3 protein-coding genes and 1 pseudogene are annotated in these 5,502 nt (G+C 29.6%); 1 reads left to right on the top strand and 3 read right to left on the bottom strand.

Annotated features, from left to right (window positions below; translation table 11 throughout):
• A partial coding sequence (gene recG, locus M3Z80_RS08920; protein WP_293919264.1) for an ATP-dependent DNA helicase RecG occupies positions 1–1,897 on the top strand: 1,897 nt, incomplete at its 5' end.
• A gap of 12 nt (positions 1,898–1,909) precedes the next feature.
• Here the strand turns inward: recG and rodA are convergent.
• From rodA to M3Z80_RS08905, 3 genes and pseudogenes are all read right to left on the bottom strand, one after another.
• Positions 1,910–3,145 carry a rod shape-determining protein RodA gene (gene rodA, locus M3Z80_RS08915; RefSeq protein ID WP_293919263.1) on the bottom strand — a complete coding sequence of 412 codons (1,236 nt, stop codon included), beginning with the start codon at positions 3,143–3,145 and terminating at the stop codon, positions 1,910–1,912.
• A 3-nt stretch (positions 3,146–3,148) separates the two neighbouring features.
• Complete coding sequence (mrdA, locus tag M3Z80_RS08910) at positions 3,149–5,173, bottom strand: penicillin-binding protein 2 (RefSeq protein ID WP_293919262.1); 2,025 nt, start codon at positions 5,171–5,173, stop codon at positions 3,149–3,151.
• Positions 5,173–5,502 (bottom strand): annotated as a pseudogene (locus tag M3Z80_RS08905) (rod shape-determining protein MreD); the annotation flags it as partial. The gene mrdA and the pseudogene M3Z80_RS08905, both read right to left, overlap by 1 nt.

The raw sequence follows: 5,502 nt of genomic DNA, 5'->3' as shown, positions 1-5,502 counted from the left end.
AGTTTCATTAAAGGAATCTAATATAAATAAAAAAAATAGATTAACCGGAATTTTTGAAGATTCTACTGGAAAATTGGAACTTATATGGTTCAATGTTACTAATTGGCTAATTAAGAGCATTCCGTTAAATGAAGAAATTATATTGTTTGGAAAAGTCAATGCTTTTAATGGAAAATTAACCATGGCTCATCCTGAAATTGAAAAAACTGTTGAAACTAAACTATCTCCTATTGTCCTTGAACCAGTTTATTCTAGTTCAGAAAAAATTCAAAAAAGAGGTATTAATCAACGCTTTTTTAAAAAAGCTATTAGAGAAATTTTACTAAATATTCAAAACCAAATTGAAGAAAATTTATCATCTGATATTTTAGTGCATTATAAATTAATATCTCGTAAAAAAGCATATGAAGACATACATTTTCCTAGTTCATATAATGCTTTGCAACAGGCTGAATATCGATTGAAATTTGAAGAAATGTTTTTTTTTCAACTGGGATTCGGTTTACAAAAAATTCATAGACAACGTCAAAATTTAGGACATCCTTTTACAAAGGTCGGCAACTATTTCAATCAATTTTATAGTTACCATTTACCTTTCACTTTAACAAATGCTCAAAAAAAAGTAATTAAAGAAATACGTAAAGACCTAAGTAAAAATATTCAAATGAATAGGTTATTGCAAGGCGATGTAGGAAGTGGGAAAACTATGGTTGCTTTGTTATGTATGCTTTTAGCATTAGATAATGGTTTTCAAGCTTGTATGATAGCTCCAACTGAAATTTTAGCCGTTCAACACTTTAAAAGTATTACTGATCTGGTCACTGAAATGGACATTACAATTCATTTGTTAACAGGATCGACTCCGACTTCAGAAAGAAAAATTATATTTGAGAAACTACAATCAGGTGAAATCAATATATTAGTAGGAACCCATGCTATTTTAGAAGAAAATGTGCTATTTAAAAATTTAGGATTAGCTATTATTGATGAACAACATAGATTTGGGGTAGAACAACGTTCTCGGTTATGGGGTAAAAATACAATACCTCCCCATATACTTGTTATGACCGCTACTCCGATACCTAGAACATTAGCCATGAGCTATTACAGCGACTTGGATGTATCGATAATTGATGAACTACCGAAAGGAAGAAAAGAAATAAAAACTTTTCATAAAACTGACGCAAACAGATTATCTGTTTTTGGTTTTCTTAAGAATGAGATCAAAAAAGGAAGACAGGTATATTTTGTATATCCGCTTATCGAAGAAAGCGAAACCTTGGATTACAAAGACCTTATGGATGGTTATGAAAGCATAGTAAGAGATTTCCCTATGCCCAATTATCAAATAAGTATCATTCATGGAAAAATGAAAGCTGCTGATAAAGAGTATGAAATGCAACGTTTTGTCAATAATCAAACTCAAATCATGATTGCCACTACTGTTATTGAGGTGGGAGTAAATGTACCCAATGCTAGTGTAATGGTCATTGAAAGTGCTGAAAAATTCGGTTTATCACAGTTACATCAATTAAGAGGAAGAGTCGGAAGAGGAGCTGATCAATCTTATTGTATACTTATGACTAAGTTGGAGCTTTCTAATGATGCACAAAAAAGAATTTCAACGATGTGTGAGACTAACGATGGATTTAGAATATCCGAAGTAGATTTAGAATTAAGAGGTCCCGGAAATATTTTAGGCACCCAACAAAGTGGTACAATAAATTTTAATAAAGCTGATTTGATACATGATAAAGCCATTGTGTCATTATCTAAATCTTGCGTAGACAATTTATTATTTGAAGATCCTGATCTTATGCTTGAAAAAAACAGGCCGATAAGAAAATTCTTTTTATCTCATCATAAAAATAAAGTTAGATGGTCAAAAATTAGCTAGAATCTTTATTGATTATATAAGTCTATTTCTATCTGAATAATTTAAACGTAAAAAAATAAAAATAAATAATGAAAAACCTAGTAATGAACTACCGCCATAGCTGAAAAAGGGTAATGGAATACCTACCGTTGGAAATAAACCTATAACCATTCCTATATTTATTAAAAAGTGCATAAATAAAATAGAAGCTAATGAGTATCCCATAACTCTGGAAAATGCACTTTTTTGAGTTTCTGCTAAATAGTATATACGAGCTATTAGGCAAGTATATAAACAAATTAAAATGGTGCATCCGACAAACCCCCATTCTTCTCCAACTGTACAAAATATATAATCAGTTTGTTGTTCTGGAACAAATTTTCCTGCTGTTACACTGCCTTGTTTATATCCTTTCCCCCAAAAACCTCCTGACCCTATGGCTGTTTTTGAATATAAAAGATTATATCCGGCCGTATCTCTATATTTCCTTTCTCCTTCATATAAAACTAAAATTCGTTCTTTTTGATGTTTAGGTAAATTTTCAAATATAAATGGAGAACATATACTTACTAGGCTTGAAATGGATAAAAATATTATTATAAATAAAATATTTATTTGCTGATTCCATCTAATTTTTTTTCTAAATATAAATAAGAATGCAATTATGAATGAAGCTAATATCAATATAATAATCCAAGAAGGTATCCATATAGATACTAAAAACAGAAATAAAAAATAAAATCCTATTACAAATAACCATCCGGTCATACCTTCTCTGTATAAAGCAATAAAATAGGCTATAAACACAAGTATTGATCCAACATCCGGCTGCAAGAGTATCAATACAATAGGAATAAATATTATAAGAAACGATATTGCTAACGATTGATTATTTTTTATGTTAAAATTAGGTGAGTCAATATAATTAGCTAACATAAGAGCTGTAGAAATTTTAGCTAACTCAACCGGCTGTAGGCTAAATCCTCCGATTCTATACCATGCTTTAGCTCCATTAACATAACTGCCAAAAAATAAAACCCCTGCGAGTAAGAATAAACCTAGAATATAAAATAAACCTGCAAAATTTTCGAAAAATTTCGGGCGAACGAGAAAGGTGGAAGTGCCCAGCGTTAAAGATATTAGAAGCCAAATTAATTGCTTAGTTCCACTCGAACTATCAACACTATATATATTTGCTATACCAAATAGGGCTATAAACAAATATAAGAATAACATTAACCAATCTATTCCTCTAAAAATTTTATTCATTTTTTAATCACCCATAAAATTATCTAATATTTTAGCCTTTGTTGTATCACTTTTACTAATTATATTTTGTATTAATCTTTGCTTTTCTTTAGCAATTAATTTTTTATTTATTTTAATTTTATTAATGCTATCTTTTAAAGACTGCGGTAAATTCGTTGGAATATATTTTCCTGTTCTTTTTAAATAATCATTCCATTGCCTCAAATATTCATTTTTAAAATCAGCCTTTATTATACTTTCTTCCATTGCCTTTCTCTCTATAGTACCGGTAAGATATTGTTCTGCTATAAGAGACGCGATAGGACCTGCATAAGTAGCTCCAAATCCGCCATTTTCTACTACCACGGCCACAGCAATTTTGGGTTTATCTACAGGAGCTATTAAAACAAATATGGAATGATCTTTTCCATGAGGATTTTGAGAGGTTCCTGTTTTTCCTTCTTGGCTAAATGTATTGGTAAAAATTCTACGTCCCGTACCTGACAATACCACCATATTCATCCCTTTATTTACAATATCGAAATATTTTCTTTCCACTTTTGTTTGTTTGGGTATAATAAATTGTGGATCCGCTATAGGTTTTCCATCAATTGCTTTTACTATGTGAGGGGTATAAAAAAAACCTCTGTTAGCAATGACGGCTGTATAATTAGCAATTTGTAAAGGCGTTGCTAAAATTTCACCTTGACCTATTGAATTTGATATAATCGTATATATATTCCATTTATCTTTTCCGTAGCGTTTATTATAATAGTGTGTATCCGGAATATTACCTTTACTTCCTACTGGTAAATCATTACGCATAAACTCACCAACAGCAAAACTTTTAACAATATCACTCCATTCATCAATACTCTTCTCAATATTGCCCGGGTATTTATTAAGTATTCTTACATAGGCTTCTGCAAAATAATTATTACATGATTTTTGAATTGCTTTATCTATTGTTATGGGAGTATAAAAATATCCACAATGACAACCTATTTTACGATTACCGTAATGAAAACCATGTTTACAAACAAAAGTTGTATTCTCATCTATTACTCCCATTTGCATGGCTGCTAATCCATTTATTAGTTTAAATGTTGAACCTGGAGGATAAGATGCTTGGACAGACCTGTCGTACATAGGTTTGTTCATTGAATCCATTTGTAAAGTGTGTATATGCTTATTCTTATCTCTACCTACAAAAACAGATGGATCGATAACCGGAGATGAGGCCATCACTAAAATTTCTCCATTATTAGGATCTAATGCAACTACTCCTCCTCTTTTATTTGTTAATAGTCTTTCTGCTAAATTTTGTAATTCATAATCAATTGATAAAGTAATATCTTTTCCACTTTGCATTTGCTGATCAAATTCTCCATCTTTATAAGAACCTATACTTCTCAATCTTCTATCTTTTTGAATATATTTAACCCCTTTTATCCCTCTTAAATACTTTTCATATGATTTTTCAACGCCAGTCATCCCGGCTAAATTTCCCGGCATATAATAGCTAGAATCGGATTTTATATATTTTTCATTAACTTCATTAATATATCCTAATATATTTCCTGCTGAATGTACAAGATAATTCCGTTCAGGAGTTCTTACTATTGAAAAAGCATTATATTTAAATAATTTTTCCTGAATCCTTGCTAAATCTTCACTTGTTAGTCCTTTCATAAAGGTCATTGGAACCAGGTTATTATATATTTTTTTATTCGATTTGATATATTTTATTTTTTTTATAAAATCCTCTTTTGTTATATTAACTAACTTACAAAAACCTATGGTATCAAAATTTTTTTCCATTTGGGATTGGGTAAAGGTTAATTCATAGGAAGGTGTATTTCCTACTAATATTTTACCATTTCTATCCATTATATATCCTCTTAAAGGAATTTGGTATTCCGCTTTTATAGATGTATTTGCTGCGTTTAATTTATATTTTTCAGTAAACAATTGTAAGTAGGATATACGTGCGATAAAAGTTAACGCAAAAAAAATAAGTACTCCTATCAAGATTTGAAATTTTTTCACTATCCAATTTTATTTTTAAAGAAAGCGTAAAGAATGATAATAAATAAAAATGAAAATACAGATGTTATTAGAGCGTCTTTTATTACATCTAATATCATAGATATTTTAAAACTTTCTAAAATAAATAAACTTAGATGATGTATAAGTATAATTACAATTATATAAGAAGTTAATTGAATGAAATTTAAATCTGAAAATTTTAATAATTTCATCTCTCTATGCATGTCTGAAATATATCGTATAATAAAATTTCTTATATAAGCTATTAATACAGATGAAAAAGCATTTACCCCTCCAGTATCCATAAAGCAGTCCATACCAAAACCCAA

This window comes from Apibacter sp., from assembly GCF_025291155.1.
In the GTDB taxonomy this organism is placed as follows: Bacteria; Bacteroidota; Bacteroidia; order Flavobacteriales; family Weeksellaceae; genus Apibacter.
Note: the sequence above shows the minus strand (reverse complement) of the source record. Positions and strands in the feature narration are given on the sequence as shown.

What these genes read in the sequence shown, in the direction of transcription:
- rodA (WP_293919263.1), bottom strand. Translation starts at nt 3,145, where the DNA reads ATGAATAAAATTTTTAGAGGAATAGATTGGTTAATGTTATTCTTATAT.